The sequence below is a fragment of the Streptomyces sp. NBC_00459 genome (assembly GCF_036013955.1).
Lineage (GTDB): Bacteria > Actinomycetota > Actinomycetes > Streptomycetales > Streptomycetaceae > Streptomyces.
Map to the genome: position 1 here is coordinate 3,555,716 of NZ_CP107903.1, position 18,778 is coordinate 3,574,493.

General features: G+C 69.2%; 16 protein-coding genes and 1 tRNA gene. 12 read left to right on the forward strand and 5 right to left on the reverse strand.

From position 1 onward, the window contains the following. The first annotated feature begins 9 nt into the window (after nucleotides 1-9). The 4 genes from OHN74_RS15280 to OHN74_RS15295 all read left to right on the forward strand — a co-directional run bounded on the left by OHN74_RS15280 (nucleotide 10) and on the right by OHN74_RS15295 (nucleotide 4,902). The gene (locus OHN74_RS15280) at nucleotides 10-534 is read left to right on the forward strand and encodes a GNAT family N-acetyltransferase (protein WP_327700137.1); all 525 of its coding nucleotides are present in this window, start codon (nucleotides 10-12) and stop codon (nucleotides 532-534) included. Beyond that, nucleotides 531-2,312 carry an IucA/IucC family protein gene (locus OHN74_RS15285; protein ID WP_327695116.1) on the forward strand — a complete coding sequence of 594 codons (1,782 nt, stop codon included), beginning with the start codon at nucleotides 531-533 and terminating at the stop codon, nucleotides 2,310-2,312. The genes OHN74_RS15280 and OHN74_RS15285 overlap by 4 nt, the downstream gene beginning before the upstream one ends. A gap of 182 nt (nucleotides 2,313-2,494) precedes the next feature. Then, a complete protein-coding gene (locus OHN74_RS15290) occupies nucleotides 2,495-3,988 on the forward strand; it encodes an RICIN domain-containing protein (RefSeq protein ID WP_327695117.1) in 1,494 nt (497 codons plus the stop codon). A gap of 23 nt (nucleotides 3,989-4,011) precedes the next feature. Further along, nucleotides 4,012-4,902 (forward strand): DUF4429 domain-containing protein, encoded by an 891-nt coding sequence (locus tag OHN74_RS15295; RefSeq protein ID WP_327695118.1) that lies wholly within the window; start codon nucleotides 4,012-4,014, stop codon nucleotides 4,900-4,902. Nucleotides 4,903-4,970: 68 nt separating this feature from the next. Here OHN74_RS15295 and OHN74_RS15300 read toward each other — a convergent pair whose 3' ends face one another. Beyond that, on the reverse strand, nucleotides 4,971-6,545 hold the full coding sequence (locus OHN74_RS15300) for a purple acid phosphatase family protein (RefSeq protein ID WP_327700138.1): 1,575 nt from the start codon (nucleotides 6,543-6,545) through the stop codon (nucleotides 4,971-4,973). Nucleotides 6,546-6,709: 164 nt separating this feature from the next. On the opposite strand from OHN74_RS15300, the gene OHN74_RS15305 reads away from it, so the two are divergent. Continuing rightward, nucleotides 6,710-6,967 carry a hypothetical protein gene (locus tag OHN74_RS15305; RefSeq protein WP_327695119.1) on the forward strand — a complete coding sequence of 86 codons (258 nt, stop codon included), beginning with the start codon at nucleotides 6,710-6,712 and terminating at the stop codon, nucleotides 6,965-6,967. A 17-nt stretch (nucleotides 6,968-6,984) separates the two neighbouring features. After that, a complete protein-coding gene (gene glmS, locus OHN74_RS15310) occupies nucleotides 6,985-8,802 on the forward strand; it encodes a glutamine--fructose-6-phosphate transaminase (isomerizing) (RefSeq protein ID WP_327695120.1) in 1,818 nt (605 codons plus the stop codon). A 176-nt stretch (nucleotides 8,803-8,978) separates the two neighbouring features. Here the strand turns inward: glmS and OHN74_RS15315 are convergent, their stop codons facing one another. Further along, nucleotides 8,979-9,548, reverse strand: coding sequence for a GPR1/FUN34/YaaH family transporter (locus tag OHN74_RS15315; RefSeq protein WP_327695121.1), 570 nt, complete (start codon nucleotides 9,546-9,548; stop codon nucleotides 8,979-8,981). A 171-nt stretch (nucleotides 9,549-9,719) separates the two neighbouring features. After that, on the reverse strand, nucleotides 9,720-10,247 hold the full coding sequence (locus OHN74_RS15320; RefSeq protein ID WP_327695122.1) for a universal stress protein: 528 nt from the start codon (nucleotides 10,245-10,247) through the stop codon (nucleotides 9,720-9,722). A gap of 347 nt (nucleotides 10,248-10,594) precedes the next feature. On the opposite strand from OHN74_RS15320, the gene OHN74_RS15325 reads away from it, so the two are divergent. From OHN74_RS15325 to OHN74_RS15340, 4 genes are all read left to right on the forward strand, one after another. Further along, nucleotides 10,595-10,915 (forward strand): hypothetical protein, encoded by a 321-nt coding sequence (locus OHN74_RS15325; RefSeq protein ID WP_327695123.1) that lies wholly within the window; start codon nucleotides 10,595-10,597, stop codon nucleotides 10,913-10,915. Nucleotides 10,916-11,292: 377 nt separating this feature from the next. Next, on the forward strand, nucleotides 11,293-12,570 hold the full coding sequence (locus tag OHN74_RS15330; protein ID WP_327695124.1) for a helix-turn-helix domain-containing protein: 1,278 nt from the start codon (nucleotides 11,293-11,295) through the stop codon (nucleotides 12,568-12,570). 189 nt (nucleotides 12,571-12,759) lie between these two features. Beyond that, nucleotides 12,760-13,365 carry an oligoribonuclease gene (gene orn, locus OHN74_RS15335; RefSeq protein WP_327695125.1) on the forward strand — a complete coding sequence of 202 codons (606 nt, stop codon included), beginning with the start codon at nucleotides 12,760-12,762 and terminating at the stop codon, nucleotides 13,363-13,365. Between the two features lie 152 nt (nucleotides 13,366-13,517). Beyond that, nucleotides 13,518-13,590, forward strand: a tRNA-His gene (locus OHN74_RS15340). Between the two features lie 33 nt (nucleotides 13,591-13,623). Here the strand turns inward: OHN74_RS15340 and OHN74_RS15345 are convergent. Beyond that, the gene (locus OHN74_RS15345; protein WP_327695126.1) at nucleotides 13,624-14,460 is read right to left on the reverse strand and encodes a serine/threonine protein kinase; all 837 of its coding nucleotides are present in this window, start codon (nucleotides 14,458-14,460) and stop codon (nucleotides 13,624-13,626) included. Nucleotides 14,461-14,927: 467 nt separating this feature from the next. Beyond that, complete coding sequence (locus OHN74_RS15350) at nucleotides 14,928-15,983, reverse strand: LacI family DNA-binding transcriptional regulator (RefSeq protein ID WP_327695127.1); 1,056 nt, start codon at nucleotides 15,981-15,983, stop codon at nucleotides 14,928-14,930. A 449-nt stretch (nucleotides 15,984-16,432) separates the two neighbouring features. On the opposite strand from OHN74_RS15350, the gene OHN74_RS15355 reads away from it, so the two are divergent. Both OHN74_RS15355 and OHN74_RS15360 read left to right on the forward strand, forming a co-directional pair. Then, nucleotides 16,433-17,755, forward strand: coding sequence for an ABC transporter substrate-binding protein (locus tag OHN74_RS15355; RefSeq protein WP_327695128.1), 1,323 nt, complete (start codon nucleotides 16,433-16,435; stop codon nucleotides 17,753-17,755). 5 nt (nucleotides 17,756-17,760) lie between these two features. After that, nucleotides 17,761-18,777: a carbohydrate ABC transporter permease gene (locus OHN74_RS15360; RefSeq protein ID WP_327695129.1), complete on the forward strand. Its 1,017-nt coding sequence runs from the start codon at nucleotides 17,761-17,763 to the stop codon at nucleotides 18,775-18,777. The last annotated feature ends 1 nt before the right edge of the window (nucleotide 18,778 follow it).

The following is an 18,778-nucleotide window of genomic DNA, read 5'->3' on the forward strand; positions in this document are numbered from 1 at the left end:
ACCACCTCCATGACCTTCACCCTCCGTCCGCTCGACCCCCTGAACGACGCCGAGCTGCTGCACAGTTGGCTCACGCATCCCAAGGCGGCCTACTGGATGATGCAGGACGCCCGGCTCGAAGACGTCGAGCGCGCCTACATGGAGGTGGCCGCCGACCAGCACCAGGACGCCCTCCTAGGCCTCCTCGACGGCGTGCCCGCCTTCCTGATGGAGCAGTACGACCCGGTCCACCGCGAGCTGGTCGGCCTGTACGAGCCGCAGCCCGGTGATGTCGGCATGCACTTCCTGGTGCCGGCGACCGACACACCGGTGTCCGGGTTCACCAGGTCTGTCATCACTGCCGTGATGACCCACCTCTTCGAGGACCCGCGCACCGCCCGCGTCGTCGTCGAGCCGGACGTCGGCAACAAGGCGGTGCACGCCCTGAACGAAGCCGTCGGGTTCGTGCCCGAGCGAGAGATACAGAAGCCGGAGAAGAAGGCGTTGCTGAGTTTCTGCACCCGCGAGCAGTTCGAGAGGGCGATGTCCGTATGAGCCTCACCGACGCCACCGCCCACCTCTCCCCCGAGCGCTGGGAACAGGCCAACCGCCTCCTGATCCGCAAGGCCCTCGCCGAGTTCGCCCACGAACGCCTCATCACTCCCGAGGCGGCCGACGAGAACGACAGCGATCGGTACGTCGTACTCGGCGACGACGGTCTGACCCGCTACCGATTCAGCGCCACCCGCCACGCCCTCGACCACTGGCAGGTCGACGCCGAGTCGATCACCAGGCACCGCGGCGGGTCCGAACTCCCGCTCTCCGCCCTCGACTTCTTCATCGAGCTGAAGAAATCGCTCGGCCTGAGCGACGAGGTCCTGCCCGTCTACCTGGAGGAGATCTCCTCCACCCTCTCCGGCACCTGCTACAAGCTCACCAAGCCGCAGATCCCCGTCGCCGAACTCGTAAACAGCGGCTTCCAGGCGATCGAGACCGGGATGACCGAGGGCCACCCCTGCTTCGTCGCCAACAACGGACGGCTCGGGTTCGGCGTGCACGAGTACCTCTCGTACGCGCCCGAGACCGCGAGCCCGGTCCGGCTGGTGTGGCTGGCCGCGCACCGCTCGCGCGCCGCGTTCACGGCGGGCGTCGGGATCGAGTACGAGGCCTTCCTGCGCGCGGAGTTGGGGCAGGAGACGGTCGTCCGCTTCCGTACGAAACTGTCCGACCAGGGTCTCGACCCCACCGAGTACCTCTTCATCCCGGTGCACCCCTGGCAGTGGTGGAACAAGCTCACCGTCACCTTCGCCGCCGAGATCGCCCAGCGGCACCTGGTCTGCCTGGGCGAGGGCGACGACGAGTATCTCGCCCAGCAGTCCATCCGTACCTTCTTCAACCGGACCGACCCCGAGAAGCACTACGTCAAGACGGCTCTGTCGGTCCTCAACATGGGCTTCATGCGCGGGCTTTCGGCCGCCTACATGGAGGCGACCCCTGCCATCAACGACTGGCTCGCCCAACTCATCGACAACGACCCGGTGTTGAAGTCGACAGGCCTGTCGATCATCCGCGAGCGGGCGGCCGTCGGTTACCGCCACCTGGAGTACGAGGCCGCCACCGACCGCTACTCCCCGTACCGCAAGATGCTGGCCGCGCTCTGGCGCGAGAGCCCGGTGTCGTCCCTCGAAGACGGCGAGTCGCTGGCCACCATGGCCTCACTCGTCCATGTCGACCACGAGGGGCGCTCCTTCGCCTCCGCGCTCGTCGAGCAGTCGGGCCTGCCCCCGAAGGAGTGGCTGCGCGGCTATCTGAACGCCTACTTCACCCCTCTCCTGCACAGCTTCTACGCCTACGACCTGGTCTACATGCCGCACGGCGAGAACGTGATCCTCGTCCTCAGGGACGGCACGGTCCAGCGCGCGATCTACAAGGACATCGCCGAGGAGATCGCCGTCCTGGACCCGGACGCGGTACTGCCGCCGACGGTCGAGCGGCTGCGCGTGGACGTACCGGAGGAGAAGAAGCTCCTGTCCGTCTTCACGGACGTCTTCGACTGCTTCTTCCGCTTCCTGGCCGCGAACCTCGCCACCGAAGGCGTCCTGGCGGAGGACGACTTCTGGCGGACGGTCGCCGAGGTCACCCGCGCCTACCAGGAGGCGAACCCCCAACTGGCCGACAAATTCCGCCAGTACGACATGTTCGCCCCCGAGTTCGCCCTGTCCTGCCTCAACCGGCTGCAACTGCGTAACAACAAGCAGATGGTGGATCTGGCGGACCCGGCGGGCGCCCTCCAGCTGATCGGCACCCTGAAAAATCCCGTCGCAGGGTTCTGATCAAGGCAGACGGGCTCCCCGAGTACGGTCCTCGGGGAGCCCGTCACCGTCCGCGTCGACGCCTTCGCCCTCCGTACCGCTTCCGTGTACGCGACACGGGTGCGTGAACGCACAGCTCCCGCACAGAATGCGGCACTACGGTCCTGGCCTTGCCGTGCCCGCTCCGTGGGGAGTCGAGATTCATGACCGAGCACCACGCACAGCAAGTCCCGCACCACCAGCCGTCCGTGCCCGGCGTCCCGCCGGAACACGCCCCGGCCGTCCATGCGTACGCGAACGTCTTCTGTACGAAGCCGCGCGACGCCACCGACCTGGCCGTCCAGGTGCTCGCCCGCGGCTCGCGGCAGCACGGACCCGCCCTGCGCACCGCTCTCCTCGCCGACGTGCGGCGCACCGCCGACAGTTGGCTGCGCGACGGACGGCACGGGCTGCTGCGATCGGAGTTCCGTGACTGGTCGAAACGGGCCGCCGACACCTTCGGCCCCGTCGACACACTGCACCGGGCGGAACGCGGCTCGGTTCTGCTGGCCGCCTTCGAGCAACTGCCCGACCAGCAACGGGCCGCGCTGTGGCTGTGCCTGGCCGAGCCGGAGGAAACGGCGTCGGCGGCCAGGATCCTGAACACGACCGTGGAGTTCGCCGACTCCCTGGCCCAGTCGGCCCGCAGCCGCCTGGTCGACACCTTCCTGCGCGTACGCGCCGGACGCACCGCCGACCCGCAGTGCCTCCGCTACGGCGGCATGCTCGGCGCCATCGCCCGCGGCACCCATCGTGAGGCGCCCGCGGACCTCCAACAGCACCTGGGCACCTGCCACTTCTGCTCCGTGGACCTGACGCTGCTGCGCACGCTCGCGTCGGGTGATGCCGACGACGTACGGCGGCTGCTGGTCGACCAGGTGCTGGTGTGGGGCGGGCCGGCGTACCGCAAGGCGCGCTCGGGAGACCTGACGCCGAGCGGCGAGCCCGCCACGCCGTCCGCACCGCCCCCGCCGGCCAGCGACAGGGTCAGGCGCCACAGGTCCGAGGGCCTCCGGCACAGACGGCCGGTGCTCGTGGTGGCGGTCACCGTGGCCGTCACGGCCGCTCTGACCACCGCGGTGCTGCGCCTGCTGGCCGGGTCCGGCTCCGCCGAGGGAGCCGAGCGTCCCCAGTCCGTGGCGAGCCCCTCCATCGCACCGTCCTCCGTGGCCGCCGCCACCACCGACACGATCACTCTGAAGAGCGTGTCCACCGGACGCTGCGTCACCGGCCCGGCCGTGAACGCCAGCAACGCCTCACCGGTTCCCGGGCCGCCCGTCGCCGATCCCGTCCTGGCGGCCTGCGACGGCGGACGGACGCAGGAGTGGCAGGTCGTCCCCCTGACCGAGGGGGCGGTCGCCCTGGTGAACGTCGAGTCGAGGTTCTGCCTGGACATCGCCGGCTACCGGGCCGCCGGTGACGGGATGCAGCAGCGGCCGTGCGCCTATGAGCAGGGTGCGTCCGCGCCGTTCCCGGAGGACCAGGCGTTCCTGCCGAGGGCCGCGGCCGGGGAGTCGTTCGTCCTCGTCTGTCAGGACAACCCGGACATCGCCCTCGGGGTGCGCGCCGGCAAGCTGTCGATGCGCACAACCACCTTGACCGAAAAGGCAGTTCGGTTCGCCCTGGACGACGAGGCCGCGAACGCGCTGGGGTTGTGACGGCCCGGTGCCAGAATCTCCCCATGGCGGAAATCATCCAGAAGGACGGCACATGGGTCTTCGACGGTGACGCCCTCCGGCTCACCCCGGGGCGTGACAGGAACGTCAGCCTGCTCCGCAAGGAACTGGGCGAACTCGCCGTCCCTCTGCACGCGTTGGCCGGTGTCTCGTTCGAGCAGGGCAGAAAGTCGGGGCGTCTCAGGCTGCGGCTGCGCGACGGTGCCGACCCCCTGCTCCAGGCCACCCGCGGCAAGCTGGCGGAGCCCGACGACCCGTATCAGCTGAACGTCGAGTCGGACCGGTACGGCGTCGCCGAGTACCTCGTGGACGCGGTTCGCAATGCCCTGCTGCTCGACGAGGTGCCGTCCGGTGCCGTCGACAGCTATCTGCTGCCCGGGCCCGCCGTACCGCTGTCCGTGTCGGCCGGGGACGGCACCGCGACCTTCGACGGTGAGCACATCCGGCTGGAGTGGAACTGGAAGACCGAGGACGCGAAGGCCGCCGCCGGCCCCCGTTCCCTGGCCGTCGGCGACGTCGCGGCCGTGGAGTGGCATCCGGCGGTGGGCCTGGAGAACGGCTATCTGCGCTTCGGTGTGCGGCACGCGCCGACCAAGGCCCCGCCGAAGTACGACCCCAACTCCGTCGAACTGTGGGGATTCAAGAAGGACCCGCTGATGGCGTTGGTGGCGGCGGCCGTCCAGGCCCGTCTGCCGCATCCGGCGGCGTCCGTGACGGACGTACCGCCGCGAACGCCGAAGGAGATCGCCGCACCGGCCGCCGACGGCACACCCGCCGAACACGACCACGACGCCCAGCTCCGCCGCCTGCGCGAGCTCGGTGAGCTGCACCGGACCGGCGTGCTCACGGACGACGAGTTCGCGCTCGCCAAACAGGCGGTCCTCAAGCGCATGTAGGAACACGCGCCGGAGAACCGCCTGTCGGTGTCGCTCGTACGCCCTGCCTTCGGGGCATACGCGCACGCTCAGCGTACGCGGCGCGCGACCGTGAAGCGGTCGACCTCCTCGCCGGTCTCCGCGATACCGCGCACGGTCAGGGTCGCGAGGCGGCCCTTGGCGGCGGGGGTGACGTCGACGCGGAGGAACGAGTAGTCGAGGTAGCGCACGCGCGACCAGGTGACCGTCTCGTTGACCTTGCCGTCCTTGGTGTTGATGAAGGAGGCGACGGAGTCGACCTCGTTCTCGTGGCCCTCGTAGGACAGTGGGGCGGTGAACGCGTACAGGCTGCGGCCGGCCGCGCCCGCCGTCACGTAGACGACACCCTCGGTCTCGGGGTACGAAGTCCCGCCGATCGGGAGCTTCTTGGTGACCGCGCCGCCCTTGATGACGTCGGTGCGCTCGTACTGGTGGTTGTGGCCGTTGATGACCAGGTCGACCGTGTACTTCTCGAACAGCGGCACCCACTCCTGGCGTACGCCACCCTCCGAGGCGTGCGCGGTGGAGGTGCAGTAGGCGCAGTGGTGGAAGAAGACGACGACGAAGTCGACGTTCTTCGAGGCGCGGAACTTCTTGAGCTGCGCCTCCAGCCACTTGGTCTGCGTACCGCCGGAGATCCCCAGGTTGGCCGGGATCTCGAAGGAGATGTCGTTGGCGTCCAGCGAGATGACCGCCGTGTTGCCGTAGACGAAGGAGTAGACGCCGGGGAGGTTCTTCTTGTCCGGGCCGTTGTCGGGGAGGTTCCAGCGGGCGTCCTCGCCGCCGTAGCCGTTGGGCGAGTACCAGGCCTCCATGTCGTGGTTGCCGTAGGCCGGCATCCACGGGACCGACTTGGCGACGGACTCGGTCTGCGCGAGGAACTGGTCCCACACCCGGGAGTCGAAGCCGGTGTCGGCGGTCTTGCCCGCGCCGGCCGGGTCGGCGTACGCGATGTCGCCGGCGTGCAGGTGGAAGGCCGGGTTCTGGCCGAGCAACAGGGCGTTGTTGGCGAGGCCGTGGTAGCTGACGCCCTCGTCGCCGAAGGCCGTGAAGGTGAACGGCTTCTTGTGGTCGGGGGCGGTGGTGAAGGTGCCGAGCGTGCCCAGCAGATGCGCCTCGGCCGGGTCGAAGCCGGCGTGGCCGACGCCGTAGTAGTACGTCCGGCCCGGGCGCAGGTGGGTGAGCTTGGCGTGCAGGTAGTACTGGGTGTGGTCGCCGCTGGCACCGACACCGGCCGGGGTGTACAGCGTCCGCACCTCGGCCTCGATCTTGCGGGAGAGGTCCCAGGGGTGGGCGCCGATCCGGATGAAGGGCTTCTTCACCGCGACCGGGACCTGCCAGGAGACGGTGATCTCCGTGCGGGGGTCGTTGCCCCAGGCGAGGTGACGGCCGAAGGGGGCGACGAGCGCGCCGTCGACCTTCTCGGCCTGCGAGTACGTCCGCGGCGGTACGGAGGTCCGCGTGGCGGCCTGGGCGACCGTGCCCGGCACGAACGCGCCGCCTGCGACGGCACCGACGGTGACGGCACCGCTTCTGATCATCGTGCGCCGCGAGAACTTGGCGCGAAGGTACTCGTGCTGCTCGGCCATGCTCATGCGCTCTGCGAGCTGCTCGGGTACGCCCATGCGAGGAGTGTCCATGGCTGAAAACGGTGCTGTGGACAGCCATCGCCACGCAGGACACAGGGTGAACAGGCCCCGAACAGGGTCCCATAAGAGTTTCAACAGACCGTTGCCCGATATCGGGCAGGATTCTTGCGATTGCCAGCGCTTTACCTCAGGATCGTCGGGTGCACGACGAACTCGTTGATCATCTGATGCGTACCACGCCCCTGGCACGGGGCGAGGCACTGCGGGTGATTCAGGACGTTCTCGCCTACTTCGACGAGACAACCGAGGATTATGTCCGTCGCCGCCACCGCGAACTCCAGGGCCAGGGCCTGGTGAACGCGACGATCTTCGACCGGATCGAGGCGGATCTGAAATACCGCGCGGTCGCACCACCGGAGCTCACCCTCCGGCAGCTGCGCCGCATCGTCTACGGCTAGGGACCAGGTACTCATACATGTGCGGAATCGTCGGATACATCGGCAGGCGTGACGTGGCGCCGCTGCTCCTCGAAGGCCTCCAGCGCCTGGAGTACCGCGGCTACGACTCGGCGGGCATCGTCGTGACCTCGCCGAAGGCGACAGGCCTGAAGATGGTCAAGGCCAAGGGCCGCGTCCGGGACCTGGAGGCCAAGGTCCCCAAGCGCTTCGCCGGCACCACCGGCATCGCCCACACCCGCTGGGCCACGCACGGCGCCCCCTCCGACCACAACGCCCACCCGCACATGTCGGCCGACAACAAGGTCGCCGTCGTCCACAACGGGATCATCGACAACGCCTCCGAGCTGCGCAAGAAGCTCGAAGCCGACGGTGTCGAGTTCCTCTCCGAGACGGACACCGAGGTCCTCACCCACCTCATCGCCCGCTCCCAGGCGGAGACCCTGGAGGAGAAGGTCCGCCAGTCGCTGCGCCTGATCGAGGGCACATACGGCATCGCGGTCATGCACGCCGACTTCCCCGACCGGATCGTGGCGGCCCGCAACGGCTCCCCGGTCGTCCTGGGCATCGGCGAGAAGGAGATGTTCGTCGCCTCGGACATCGCCGCGCTGGTCACCCACACGCGGCAGATAGTGACGCTGGACGACGGCGAGATGGCCACCCTCAAGGCCGACGACTTCCGCACGTACACGACGGAGGGCACCCGCACCACGGCCGAGCCCACCACCGTGGAGTGGGAGGCCGCCTCGTACGACATGGGCGGCCACGACACGTACATGCACAAGGAGATCCACGAGCAGCCCGAGGCCGTCGACCGCGTCCTGCGCGGCCGGATCGACGACCGCTTCTCCACGGTCCACCTCGGTGGCCTCAACCTGGACGCCCGCGAGGCGCGTGCCGTGCGGCGCGTGAAGATCCTCGGCTGCGGCACCTCGTACCACGCGGGCATGATCGGCGCCCAGATGATCGAGGAGCTGGCCCGCATCCCGGCCGACGCCGAGCCCGCCTCCGAGTTCCGCTACCGCAACGCGGTCGTCGACCCCGACACCCTGTACGTGGCCGTCTCCCAGTCCGGTGAGACGTACGACGTGCTGGCCGCCGTACAGGAGCTGAAGCGCAAGGGCGCGCGGGTGCTGGGCATCGTCAACGTGGTCGGTTCGGCCATCGCCCGCGAGGCGGACGGCGGCATGTACGTGCACGCGGGCCCCGAGGTCTGCGTCGTCTCGACGAAGTGCTTCACCAACACCACGGTCGCCTTCGCCCTCCTCGCCCTGCACCTGGGCCGCACCCGAGACCTGTCGGTCCGCGACGGCAAGCGGATCATCGAGGGCCTGCGCCGGCTGCCCGGGCAGATCTCCGAGATCCTGGAGCAGGAGGAGGAGATCAAGAAGCTGGCCGAGCAGTACGCCGAGGCCCGCTCGATGCTCTTCATCGGCCGTGTCCGGGGCTATCCGGTGGCCCGCGAGGCCTCCCTGAAGCTCAAGGAGGTCTCGTACATCCACGCCGAGGCCTATCCCGCCTCGGAGTTGAAGCACGGCCCGCTGGCCCTCATCGAGCCCGCCCTCCCCACGGTCGCGATCGTCCCGAACGACGACCTCCTGGAGAAGAACCGCGCCGCCCTGGAGGAGATCAAGGCCCGCAGCGGCCGCATCCTCGCGGTGGCCCACCAGAACCAGGAGAAGGCCGACGAGACGATCGTGGTCCCGAAGAACGAGGACGAGCTGGACCCGATCCTGATGGGCATCCCCCTCCAACTCCTCGCGTACCACACGGCGTTGGCCCTGGGCCGGGACATCGACAAGCCGAGGAACCTGGCGAAGTCGGTAACGGTGGAGTAGCCGGCCTCCTGGAGGGCCGCCCCGAAGGGGCGCCCGCCAGGGGCGCGGGGAACTGCGCGACCAGCCCCCACGCACCCGCAGAGGCCAACGAACAGAAGCGGACCCCCCGTGTTGCCACCAGACACGAGGGGTCCGCTCATATCGCCGGGGATCGCCCAAACCCCCAGCCTGCGCAGCTAACCGGTGGCCGTCACGCCCCGGCCGGCAGCACGTCGTGGAAGAACCGTCGGCCAGTGGGCCAGCGCCGCCGTAGCCGCGTACCAGGCCACGAGACCGCCCGCCGCGGCGAACCAGCCACCGACCTTGGCCAGACCGCCGCTCTCGCCGAACGCGGAGATGGCGAGCAGCAGCATCGCCACGAACAACAGCCCGTACGCACCCCGCGTGAGCGGAGCCGCCGCGGACGCGCCGAGCGTCAGACTGAGCGCGACGAGCGCGAACAACAGCAGGAACAGCCCTGCCGCGTTGGCCGAGACCGGGGTGTCGGCTCCGACGCCCCAGGTGAACCAGAACGCCCCGAGCGCGGCGAAGGCCGTACCGGTGAACGTGTCACGGTCGCGGAAGGCGAGCAGCCCGGCGATGAAGAGGGCGAGGCCGCCGACATAGGTGGCGAGTGAGACCGCGCTCGCGGCCGTCACTCCGTCGATCACCTCGGTGTGCCCGAGGCCGAAGGCCAACAGGGTGAGTCCGAGCGCGAGATGGCCGAGGATCGTGGTGGCGCTTCCCGCGGAGACGTCATTGTCCACGGCGGGCTCCCTTCGTGCATGTGCCCGTACAGCTTGTGCGGTGACCGATATATGCCCTTCACAAGCGCACAAACACCTCTACGCGCAAGTAGGTTTGCCCAGCGCAAAAAGGCACGCCACAAGGCGGTTCGGCGGTGCCCCGCCGGTCATCTCGCGCAGGAGAAGGGGGAGTTACGGAATGACAACGACCGGACGCTGGGCGCGCTTGGCGAGCCGCCCGGCCACCGACCCGAAGATGCGCCCGACGAGGCCGTGGGTCGAGCCGACGACGATCGCGTCGGCCTCGTACTCCCGCCCCACCTCTTCGAGTTCGTGGCAGATGTCGCCGCCGCGCTCGACGAGGATCCAGGGCACCTCGGCCAGATAGTCCGCGCACGCGAGTTCGAGCCCGAGGACCTCGGTTCTGTGGTCCGGCACGTCGACGAAGACGGGTGGCTCGCAGCCGGCCCACACCGTGGTGGGCAGCCGGTTGGCGACATGCACGATGATCAGACCCGAACCGGAGCGGTGGGCCATGCCGATGGCGTACGCGAGGGCGCGCTCACTCGACGTCGAGCCGTCGAAACCGACGACGACACCGTGCTTGAACGCGGGGTCGCAGGACTGACGTGATTCTTCCGCCGCCAAGGGCTCGGCCGCCGTGTGATCGGCGACGGGGCGCTTGCGGTCCGCGGGTTCCAGGAATTCGTGACCGGCCATGGGATTCTCGGCGTTTTGATCCTCGTGGTGGGACAACGTGATGTGGGACGACAGTGTGCGGCGGAGCTGTGTCCGGGAATCATCTTCCCAACCCCATACCCCCAAGGGTACGGCGGCACGCCTCCGTAGCCCATAGCCCGCACGTGCTCCGGACGGGTTCCAGGGAGCATGCACGAGGGGGCGCCCGTAACGCAATGGTTGCTGCCACGTACAGGCTGTTTCCACAGGGTTCGCCTACATCTCGCCTACGTCGATCACGTCTGCGCACATCTTCCGGACATCCTGGCCAGTGACCGACCGCTCGAACACGCGTTGAACCCCGTGACCCTTCGTCACAGGGAGCAGCCATGACCTCACCGAGCCAGGACTCCGCGAGCGACCTCGTCCGCTGGGCGGCCTTCAGCTGCGTTCTGGTCCCCGTGGTGCTCGTCCTGTACGGCACCTCACTCGGGGGCGCGGCCGGTACGGCACTGGGGCTGGCGGCGGTGACAGGGGTGTGCCGGGTGCTGCTGCGGCAGTCCGAGCGCGGCGCCGCCCGGCTGCCGGCCGAGGAGAGCGCCCCGCCCCGGGGACGGCACGGCAGGACCCCTTCCGGCACCTCTTCCGGCGCACATTCCGCCACCCATCGGGGCGGTCGGCACTGCGGCGGAACTACACCGGTCGACTGACCTGTTTTAGCGCACGCGCCCGATGCTTTTCAGCCAACTTCCGGCTACCGTGCACCCCTTGGCCGAACAACCCCCAAACCCCTGTTCCACCTGCACTGAAAGGGTCCCGACAGGTCCGCGCACCCTACGCGGATTGGCCACTGCGACGAGGCGCACTTCCCTGCACGCCCCACGAGTGCAACGCTTCGTGATCGAATGCTTTACGCCAAGTTGCCAAGTCGACAATCCGTCGGGTGACCAACTGGTCACCTCGGCATCATGGGACACAGTAGATTCGATCTTGACTGTCTACGGCGGGGGACTCGTGCAGGACCGAGGGGAAACGTGCAGGAGCGACACAACCGAGGAGCCGCGACCACCGAGGGGGGCTTAGCAGTATGAGCCACGACTCCACTGCCGCGCCGGAAGCCGCGGCCCGGAAACTTTCCGGGCGACGCCGCAAGGAGATCGTCGCGGTGCTGCTGTTCAGCGGCGGCCCCATCTTCGAGAGTTCCATACCACTTTCGGTGTTCGGTATCGACCGCCAGGACGCCGGAGTGCCGCGCTACCGACTGTTGGTGTGCGGAGGCGAAGAGGGACCGCTGCGGACTACCGGCGGGCTGGAACTGACCGCACCGAACGGCCTGGAGGCGATCGCACGGGCAGGCACCGTTGTCGTGCCCGCCTGGCGTTCGATCACCGCGCCGCCACCGGAAGAGGCGCTCGACGCACTGCGTCGGGCCCATGAAGAGGGTGCGCGGATCGTCGGCCTGTGCACAGGCGCGTTCGTCCTCGCGGCGGCGGGCCTGCTGGACGGCCGTCCGGCGACAACACACTGGATGTACGCACCGACGCTGGCGAAGCGCTATCCGTCGGTCCACGTCGACCCACGGGAACTCTTCGTGGACGACGGCGACGTACTGACATCCGCGGGCACGGCTGCGGGCATCGACCTGTGCCTGCACATCGTGCGGACGGACCACGGCAACGAGGCGGCCGGTGCGCTGGCCCGCCGACTGGTGGTCCCCCCGCGCCGATCGGGCGGCCAGGAGCGCTACCTCGATCGATCTTTACCAGAGGAGATCGGCGCCGACCCGCTCGCCGAGGTCGTCGCCTGGGCGCTGGAGCACCTCCACGAGCAGTTCGACGTGGAGACGCTGGCGGCACGCGCGTACATGTCACGTCGTACGTTCGACCGCCGCTTCCGCTCGCTCACGGGAAGCGCGCCACTGCAGTGGCTGATCACGCAACGCGTCCTGCAGGCCCAGCGTCTCCTGGAGACGTCGGACTACTCGGTGGACGAGGTCGCGGGTCGCTGCGGCTTCCGTTCCCCGGTGGCTCTGCGTGGCCACTTCCGCCGCCAGCTGGGCTCGTCCCCGGCCGCGTACCGCGCGGCCTACCGGGCACGCAGGCCGCAGAGTGAGCGGGTGCCGGAGCAGGACGGGTCGGTGACCGGGGCGCAGGGCGGCCCCGGCGGCATGGGTACGCCGACCACGGCGGGCCAGGGACACGGACACCACGGCCAGGGTGGCCACGACCGCACCCTCCACCAGGAGAGCCCGGTCCCGATCCAGGCCCGGCGCACGGCGAACTCGGTCGGCCTGTCGGCGGAGCATGCGCGGGACCCGTACGTCGGGAGCCGCGCGAGCCTGCCCGGGCAGCGGAGCGGTGCGTAGTTCTCGAATCATCGGACGGGCCGGGCGTACGTCGCCCGGCCCGTCCGGCGTTGACGGGCGAGGGCCGATACCGCCCAGGCCTTGTTTCCCACTGCACCCACCCGTTTCCGGTCCGTTTGCCCCGCACCCCCGAACGGCGGGCCCGCACCACTGGTTCGCCCCGCGCCACCTGCCCGTAAGGTGAGACGCATGAACGATCGCATGGTGTGGATCGACTGCGAGATGACCGGTCTCTCGTTGTCCGACGACGCTCTCATCGAGGTGGCCGCACTGGTCACCGACTCCGAGCTGAACGTACTCGGCGAGGGGGTGGACATCGTCATCCGTCCGCCCGACTCGGCGCTGGAGACGATGCCGGAGGTGGTGCGGCAGATGCACACCTCGTCCGGACTCCTCGACGAGCTGGCCGGCGGTACGACGCTGGCCGACGCCGAGGCACAGGTCCTGGCGTATGTGCGCGAGCACGTCAAGGAACCGGGCAAGGCCCCGCTGTGCGGCAACACGGTCGGCACGGACCGCGGCTTCCTGCTCCGCGACATGGGCACCCTGGAGGCGTACCTCCACTACCGGATCGTGGACGTCAGTTCGGTGAAGGAGCTGGCCCGGCGCTGGTTCCCGAGGGCGTACTTCAACAGCCCGGACAAAAACGGCAACCACCGCGCCCTCGCCGACATCCGCGAGTCGATCGCCGAGCTGCGCTACTACCGCGAGGCGATCTTCGTACCGCAGCCCGGCCCGGACTCGGAGACGGCCCGCACGATCGCGGCGAAGCACGTCGTGCCTGCGGCGCAGTAGCCCGTACGACTGTCGCACGACGGCCGTACGACAGTTGCGGGAAAGCCCTTGCGGCGGCCCCGAGGAAAGCCGGGCGCGAGCACCCCTTCGGACCCTGTACACTTTTTCTCGGCCGGTCAGGAAGACCACTCGGACTTCCCAAGCCGGTCATGGTGGGTGTAGCTCAGCTGGTAGAGCACCTGGTTGTGGTCCAGGATGCCGCGGGTTCAAGTCCCGTCACTCACCCTGATCGATCAAGGGCTGATCCGTGAGAACGGGTCAGCCCTTAGTCGTGTCCCGCCTCTCCCTCGGCTGCACCCCACCGACCGCCCGCCAGGCCCCCACGAACTCCCGCACCCCCGCGAACCGTTCCCCCGGATCGTGCCGGGTCGCCCGTTCCACCACGGCCAACTGCCCCGCCGTACCCCGCCATCGGCGCTCGTCGTCACCGGCGTCGAGCAGGAGGCGGGCAGCGCGGCCGAGGACGTACACGGTCGTACGGACGTCGATGACAGCGCCCCGTCGCCGCTCCTCCGGAGCCATGAACCGGGTGGACCCCGGGAGCCGGTCCTCCTGGAGCACGAACGGCCCCGGACGGTACTCGTCCAGGTCGACCAGTTGGACGGCGTCGCCCTCGAAGTCGTACAGGAACGCGCCGTCGTAGAGGTCGACGGCGACCTGGCCGGCGGCCTCCACGGCGAGATGGGCGTCCAGGATGCGGTCGACCACCCGGAGGACGGTCGGGACGGGCAGCGCGCGGAAGCGGGTCATGGGGGCGTCCGGGCCCGTCCGGCGCCCCTGGTACAGCACCTCGCCCGGCCGCCAGGGCAGCACCGCCGCGGTACGGCCGTCCCGCACCGCGAACCGGTGCACCTGCGGGACGATCACCGGATGGCGCACCCGGTTGTGGAACGCCCAGGCGCGGTCCAGGGAGCCCTGGGCACGTGCGGTGAGCGCCACCTTGACGAACCAGCGTTCTCCGTCCGGGAGTCGCACCCCGTAGCCGACGCACCCGGAGTCCTGGTCCCCGAACACGCGGAACACCTCCCCCGCCTTCCGCAGGTAGGGCTCGATCTCGGCGACCTCGACGGCGGACAGCAGCGGGTGGGAGTCCATTGGGCCAGGGTGGACTCTTCCGGAGGGTGCGGGCCAGAGGGCGGGCGTACCGTCGGACTGTGGGCCGCGCACAAGCAACGGCATCCGCAGTTCCAGGGGTGGGCCCGCGACACTCCGCCGCCGCCGCGTCGGCCGGCCGCCTCACGTGCTCGGCGGTTTCCCCTGTGGCGGCCTCTGACCTGGGTGATCCTGCTCTTCGACGCGCTCGTGCTGCTGTGGCTGGTCGTCGGCGTCAACGCCGCCGACAACGCCGGCGAGGACTGTCGGGGCGAGGAGCTGTGTGAGAACGCGAACGATCTCGGCACGGCCCTCGGCGCCGGATTCGTCGTCTTCCTGTGGGCCGCCGGCGCCGTGATCCTCGGTGTCGTCCGGCTCGTCGCCAACCGCTCCGGGCCTCGGCCACCGGGGCCCCGGACCCGCCCCCGCCCCGCTGGTGACCTCCGCCCGCCGTCGTCCGTTCTCCGTCCTCAGGAGGACGTGCGGGTCATCAGTTCCGTGGGGAGTACCACCCGGCGTCGCTCCAGGACCCTGGATGCCGTCGGGCGGCGGTCGGCGACCTCCTCCAGGAGGAGGTCGATCATCGCCCGGCCCATTTCCACGATCGGCTGGCGGACGCTCGTCAGTGGTGGGTCCATGTGGCGGGCTATGGCCGAGTCGTCGTAGCCGACGAGGGCCACGTCGTCGGGTATGCGGCGGCCCTGTTCGCGCAGGACCTGGCGGGCGCCCGCCGCCGTCACGTCCGAGCCGGCGAAGACCGCGTCCAGGTCGGGGCAGCGGGACAGGAGGCGGGTCATCGCCCGGCGACCGCCCTCCTCGGTGAAGTCGCCCGGTTCGATCAGGGCCTCGTCCACCTCGTAGCCGGCCGCCTCCAGTGCCTCGCGGTAGCCGTCGACGCGGCGCTGGGCGCCGTACACGTCCAGGCGGCCCGTGATGTGGGCTATCTTGCGGCGGCCCCGGGAGAGGAGGTGTTCGGCCGCCTGCCGGCCGCCGCCGTAGTTGTCGGAGTCCACCGAGGTGAGGGTCTCCGCCGCGGACCTCGGGCCGCTGATCACCGCCGGTATCTCCAGCTGGGCCAGCAGGTCGGGGAGCGGGTCGTCGGCGTGGGTCGAGACCAGCAGGACGCCGTCGACCCGGTGGGCGGCCAGGTACTGGGCGAGGCGTTCGCGTTCCCTGTCGCTGCCCGCGAAGATCAGCAGGAGCTGCATCTCCGTGTCCGAGATCGCACTCCCGACACCGCGCAGCATGTCCGAGAAGTACGGTTCCGCGAAGAAGCGGGTCTCCGGCTCGGGGACGACCAGCGCGATCGCGTCCGTGCGGTTCGCGGCGAGGGCGCGGGCCGCGGTGTTCGGGACGTAGCCGAGTTCCGCGACCGCCGCCTCGACCGCCGCGCGGGTCACGTCGCTGACCCTCGGAGAGCCGTTGATCACCCGGGAGACCGTGCCTCGGCCCACTCCGGCGCGCGCGGCAACCTCCTCCAAGGTCGGCCGGCCACCGCTGCGGCCCCGCGCTCCGTGGCTTGCCATCTGGCTCCGCCCTTCCGCTGTCATCACCCTGGCCTGGAATCTAACAGTCCCGCCCGAGTGCACCGGCCACCACCGGGGACGTCCGGGCCGCCCCGGAAGCCGGCCACCCCCGGGAGTCGCCGGGCAGGCCCCGGCGCCGGCCCGGGCCCGGCTCCCGCCCGACTCCGCACTGGCCGATCTTCACCGGTTCGCGTCCCGTTCGTACCGTCCCGCCGAATTAGTTAACAGGCAGATAACTGAAGGCACCTCCTCCCGTCATCGCCCTTGACACCCCCGCCCGGACCGACGAACCTTCAACACATCACCGATGGGAGCGCTCCCACGGTACCTGACACATACACATCCCGCACGTTCCCCGCCCGAGCCGCAGCGCTGAATCAAGACGAACTAACGGGCCCAACAATGCAGTTGGCCGGGGGGTCGGCACGTCAGGGCAACAGGAGGACGTAATGCGAGCACGTACCCGAACCGCCCGTCAGGCGGTGGTCCTCGCGGCCGTAGCATCGCTGGGCGCCGGGCTGCTGGCCGGCTGTGCCGACGACGGCAACAGCGCTTCGCCGTCGGAGAGTGGCGGTGGCGGTGGCAAGACCACCATCACCCTCGGTCTCTTCGGCACCATGGGCTTCAAAGAGGCCGGTCTCTACACCGAGTACGAGAAGCTGAACCCGAAGATCAAGATCGCCGAGAACGTCATCGAGCGGAACGAGAACTACTACCCCGCTCTCCTCAACCACCTCACCACCAACAGTGGTCTGCAGGACATCCAGGCCGTCGAGGTCGGCAACATCGCCGAGATCGTGTCCACGCAGGCGGACAAGCTCGAAGACCTCTCCAAGGCTCCCGGTGTGGACAAGAGCGCCTTCCTGGACTGGAAGTGGGCCCAGGCCACCACCGCGGACGACAAGACCATCGCGCTCGGTACGGACGTCGGTCCGATGGCCATCTGCTACCGCAAGGACATGTTCGAGGCGGCCGGGCTTCCCTCCGACCGTGACGCGGTCGGCAAGCTGTGGGCCGGGGACTGGAACAAGTTCGTCAGCGTCGGCCAGCAGTACAAGGCGAAGGCGCCCAAGGGCACCACGTTCATGGACTCCCCCGGCGGCCTCCTCAACGCGATCCTCAGCAGTGAGAAGGAGAAGTTCTACGACTCCTCGGGCGAGATCATCTACAAGACGAACCCGGCGATCAAGGCCGGCTTCGACCTGACCGCGAAGGCCGCGAAGGACGGCCTGGTCGGCGCCCAGACACAGTTCCAGGCGTCATGGGACACGACGATCGCCAACAGCAAGTTCGCCGCGATGGCCTGCCCGCCGTGGATGCTCGGCTACATCAAGGGCAAGTCGAAGCCCGAGTCGGCGGGCAAGTGGGACGTGGCCGTGGCCCCCAAGTCCGGCAACTGGGGCGGCTCCTTCCTCGCCGTGCCGAAGAGCGCCAAGCACGCGAAGGAGGCCCAGGCGCTGGCCGCCTGGCTGACCGCGCCCGCCCAGCAGGCCAAGCTGTTCGCCGTCCAGGGCAGCTTCCCGAGTGCGCAGGCCGCGTACACCTCGCCCGAGGTCACCGGCGCCAAGAACGACATGACCGGCTCCGCGCCGATCGGTGAGATCTTCGCCGAGGCCGCCAAGTCCAGCCCCGTCCAGGTGATCGGCCCGAAGGACCAGATCATCCAGCAGGGTCTGACCGACAACGGCGTCATCCTGGTGACGAAGGGCAAGTCGGCCAAGGAAGCCTGGGAGACGGCGACCAAGACCATCGACAACAACCTGGAGAAGTGACCGGTATGTCCACCCGGCACGACACCGCCGCGCCCCCCGAGAAAGAGGGGGGCGCGGCCCCGGCCGCCCGAGGCGGGGCGGCTCCGCCCACGGAGGCGGAAACCCGCCGCCGGCTCCGGCAGTCCCGCCGTTGGCAGCGGGACGTGCGCTGGAGTCCGTACGCGTTCGTCTCGCCCTTCTTCGTGCTGTTCATCGCGTTCGGTCTGTTCCCGCTGATCTACACCGGCTGGGCCTCGCTGCACACCGTGGAGCTGACCGCGCCGACCGACATGGACTGGGTGGGGCTGCGCAACTACACGCGCATCTTCGACGACGACTTCTTCTGGAACGCGGCGAAGAACACCCTGACCATCGGCATCATCTCGACGGTTCCGCAGCTGCTGATGGCGATGGGCCTCGCGCACATCCTCAACTACAAGCTGCGTGCATCGACCTTCTACCGGGTCGCGATGCTCGCGCCCTACGCCACCTCGATCGCCGCCGCCTCGCTCGTCTTCGTGCTGCTCTTCGGGCGCGACTACGGCATGATCAACTGGGCGCTCGACGCCGTCGGCATCAACCCGGTCGACTGGCAGAACGACAAGTGGCCGTCCCAGATCGCCGTTTCGTCGATCATCATCTGGCGGTGGACCGGCTACAACACGCTGATCTACCTCGCCGCGATGCAGGCCATCCCGCAGGACCTGTACGAGTCGGCGGCCCTCGACGGGGCCAGCCGCTGGCAGCAGTTCCTCCATGTCACGCTGCCGTCGCTGCGTCCGACGATCCTGTTCACCGTCGTCGTCTCCACCATCGGGGCGAGCCAGGTCTTCGGTGAGCCACTGCTGTTCGACGCCAACAAGGGCGCGTCCGGCGGCGCCGAGCACCAGTTCCAGACGCTCGGCCTCTATCTGTACGAGCAGGGCTGGATCAACCAGCACCTCGGCCGGGCCTCCGCCATCGCCTGGACCATGTTCCTGATCCTCATCATCATCGGGATCGTCAACTACGTCATCTCGCGCCGGCTGCGCGCCAGCAGTTAGG